Below are 3,698 nucleotides of genomic sequence, written 5' to 3'. Positions count from 1 at the left end.
AGCGGGGCTACATTTTTATAAAAAGCAAATGGAAGAAGTGTACTATGCCTATGTCATAAAAAGTAAGGAGCACGAATATTTTTATAAAGGACATTGCAAAGATTTGAATAAAAGATTGAAGCAGCATAATTCGGGTATGACTAATTCTATTCGTCCTTTTATTCCTTTTGAAATTGTTTATTATGAAGAATTTATAACTTTATCTGCGGCAATTGACAGAGAGAAGTATTTCAAAACCTCTAGAGGAAGAGAATTTCTGAAAAAGATTTTGCAAAAGTAGTTCAACTTCAGCCCGGCTGACGCCAGTCGGACAGGGATAGAACAAGCGTTTCCTAAACGCTAGATCTAGGTTCCCCGCCCGGATGATCCTGTCGGACGGGGATTCCTAGCGGGGCTACAAACTTACTAACGCCTGTTCATGCGGCCGGATTAGTTTTTTGTCAAACATATTTTTATACTAAGAAACTATATTTTAAATTTATTTTAGTCCAACCAACAATTCTTTAACACATGAAAAAGATTTTATTAGTAGCATTAAGCTGTACACTTTCTTTCAGCTTGCTAGCACAAGAAACTCCTCCAATAAGTAAAGTTTATACCGTTTCTACGGGAGAAACAATTCTTTCCTTTGGAATTCTGGAAGCAGAGCCACTAGAGACAAATACCGTCGCTAGGTTTACGCCGTTTTTCAATTTTGGTCAACAGCTTCATTACGATTTTAGTGATAAGTCTGGAATATATACCGGCCTAAATCTCCGGAATGTGGGTATGATCAATGATCTAAATGATTCAGTTCGCATAAAGCAAAGAACGTATAACTTAGGAATTCCAATTGCTTTCAAAATGGGAGATATGGAAGGTCTTCAATTTGCCGCTGGCTTTGAAGCTGAATTTGCCATAGCCTATAAGCAAAAGGTTTATGTAAATGGAGAAAAGCGAAAGTCAAGTGCTTGGTTTGACGATCGAACTAACATTTTTCTGCCTTCAGTATTTGCAGAGTTTAAAAATAAAGAAGGCAATTTCATTCGATTTAAGTACTACCTCAGCGACTATTTGCAAACAGATAACCAGCAAATAAATGTGCCAGGAGTTGATTTTAGGCCTACAAGTTCACAGATGTTTTATGTGTCTATTGGCTATGCCATAAAAAACCGGGATTTTTAATCTTTAGATTTATAGAATTAGAAAAGGAGCTTTTGCTCCTTTTTTTGATTTTAAAGCAAAAAAATTATCGCGGACTTTTTAAACATTCATTTAAAAGTAAAATAAACTTTAAGGTGAATTATTTTATATTAAATTTTAATCTGATTATCCGCAATGATGCCAGAGCCCTTTTTTTCTTTGCTTATCAGGCCTGGAGACGGATGACAGAAGTCTGAGGAGACCAAATTCAGGTACTAACCAAATTTTTTAAAAGCTTATTCTTTCTATTGGCAAGAAAGCGGATATAAATAAATTTTAATATTGAAAAAATCGGTATGTAAAGCTCTTTTCCTATTCTTGGGAAATCCCAAAAAGACAATTTAAATGAATTGGAATAATACATTAAAACGACTTTTATGAATTAAAAACATAAGAGGTTAATTCTTACTTATGTTTCAGACCATATTATTTAAACTTTTACTTTTAATTGGTTTGACAAACAAATTCATAAAAATTCCTAAATTAGATAAAAGTGTAAGCATGATTTATTCAATATATTAGGAAGCTAAAATGGATTCACTTGAGTAAGGTAAGGATTGTGAAACCATAAAAAGAAGAAGATACAAGAGACAAATACAGATTTTTAAAAATGGAAAAGACCCTTAAAACTTTTATTTCATATAGTCATGATAATATAGAACTGAAAGATAGGTTTGAAACTCATTTAGTCCCTTTGGCTAGAGAATTCGGCTTTCAAGTTTGGTCTGACAAACAACTGCAGCCAGGCCAAGAGTGGTATTTAAAAATCAATGAAAACTTTGAATCCGCGGCACTTATTTTTTTGTTGCTAACTCCAGATTTCATAGCCTCTAAAGAGTGTTTAAGGGAGCTAGATATGGCAATGGAAATGTATAAGGAAGGAAAAGCATGGGTGGTGCCTATTGTGCTACAACAATGTGCTTGGGATAACCTTAAAATAACAAGTCTTCAACTAACCCCTACTTCCGATGGTCGAGTGAAACCGGTTAGTGAATGGTCTGATCAGGATAGTGCGTTTAATCAAATTAGGCTGCAATTAAAACCACTTATAGACCAGATAGTCAAAAAGGTCAATAATTCCGATATTCATTCAAGAATAGCAGAAATAGAAATGTTAGTTCAAAATGCAGAACTAAAACAAGCTCTTCTTCGCACCTTAGATACAATTAAGGAATTTGGGGGAGATAAAGAGCTGATGAAAAGAGTTTCTAGAGCTTCTTTGACTTACAATATGATCGAAAAAGAAAGAAATGGTCAGCCAATGAGCGAGATTCACTGGAAAAAAATCGAAGAGGTAGGTGAAGACATCCTTGCAACAGTTATTTTCTTTACCCAATGAGAATGAAAATTTCAAAAGAACAGGTCATAGAAGAAGCTTTAAAGCTTAAAAATGAACTACTCGTTGATGAAATAATTGGGATTGATTTTTTGATAGGGTTTGCAGAAAAATTCTCTAACAACCAAAAGTTCAAGTTCAAGTCCTTTATTATTAAGTCGGGTTTCAATAACAATCCAAATGAGGGCTTGAAGAAAATTTTAATCAAACAAGCTCGAGATTTAATTGATGAAATAGTTTCCAGTTATTCGGAAAACTCAATTCAAGAAAAGGTTGAAATTTTATCTAAAAAACAAAAGCTTTTTAAGATTGAACCAAGCCGGAAATTATTAGCCGATTGTATAGGACTTACAAAATGTTATCCAAGTCAAAATTTTAAATTGGATAATGTTAACCTGGAACTTCGTGAGGGAGAAATAACTGGGGTAGTCGGTGTCAACGCCCAAGGAAAATCTACCCTTTTAAAATTAATTGCTGGAGAAAATAAGACGGATAGTGGGGAAATTAAGTTCTCGCTCTACAACAACTCAAAAAAGAATAATGATTGGGCAAAAATAAAAGAAAGTTTAGCTTATTTACCCCAAGAGCTACCAACTAGAATTTTTGGAACTGTAGAAGAGAGTATTATGTTGTCGGCTGCTGTTCATGGTATTTCAAGTAAAGAAAGCGAATATAAAACAGAATATATTATTCATCGCCTTGGGCTTGGGGAAATGAAAGATTCATACTATAAAAATCTATCTGGTGGATTTAAACTTCGGTTATTGCTTGCTCATATTTTAGTTTGGGAGCCAAAAATTATAGTATTGGACGAACCTTTGGCGAATTTAGATATACTTGTAAAAACGACCTTATTAAATGATTTGCGGCATCTAGCTAATAGTAATTCCAATCCAATGAGTATTATCATCTCCTCTCATGATGTGGAAGAAGTAGAATCAGTGGCAAACAATATGATCATTCTTGAGAAAGGAGCCGTTGTCTACAATGGGAAAACTACCAACATAGGAAGGAATCTCAATGGAAATAAATACGAAATCAAAAGCTCTTTACCTTTTGATACAATCCGCAAGAAATTTGCAGCCCTAAATCTTATTAATTTGCAGATGGTGGGGTCTTCAACCATTATTTCTGCGCTGCCTGAAATTCAAAGCAAAGACCTTTTAAAATACTGTATAGA

General features: G+C 34.0%; 4 protein-coding genes. All 4 read left to right on the top strand.

The window, feature by feature from the left end:
• A partial coding sequence (locus tag ACTF56_RS12885) for a GIY-YIG nuclease family protein (RefSeq protein ID WP_438967317.1) occupies positions 1 to 280 on the top strand: 280 nt, incomplete at its 5' end.
• A gap of 230 nt (positions 281 to 510) precedes the next feature.
• Positions 511 to 1,164 (top strand): hypothetical protein, encoded by a 654-nt coding sequence (locus tag ACTF56_RS12880; protein ID WP_438967316.1) that lies wholly within the window; start codon positions 511 to 513, stop codon positions 1,162 to 1,164.
• Positions 1,165 to 1,792: 628 nt separating this feature from the next.
• Complete coding sequence (locus ACTF56_RS12875; protein ID WP_438967315.1) at positions 1,793 to 2,521, top strand: toll/interleukin-1 receptor domain-containing protein; 729 nt, start codon at positions 1,793 to 1,795, stop codon at positions 2,519 to 2,521.
• Between the two features lie 2 nt (positions 2,522 to 2,523).
• Positions 2,524 to 3,698: ABC transporter ATP-binding protein (locus ACTF56_RS12870; protein ID WP_438967314.1), on the top strand; the 1,175-nt coding region annotated here is incomplete at its 3' end.

It is taken from the genome of Flavobacterium sp. (genome assembly GCF_965657075.1).
GTDB lineage: Bacteria > Bacteroidota > Bacteroidia > Flavobacteriales > Flavobacteriaceae > Flavobacterium.
This window is presented reverse-complemented; position numbering and strand designations above follow the sequence as displayed.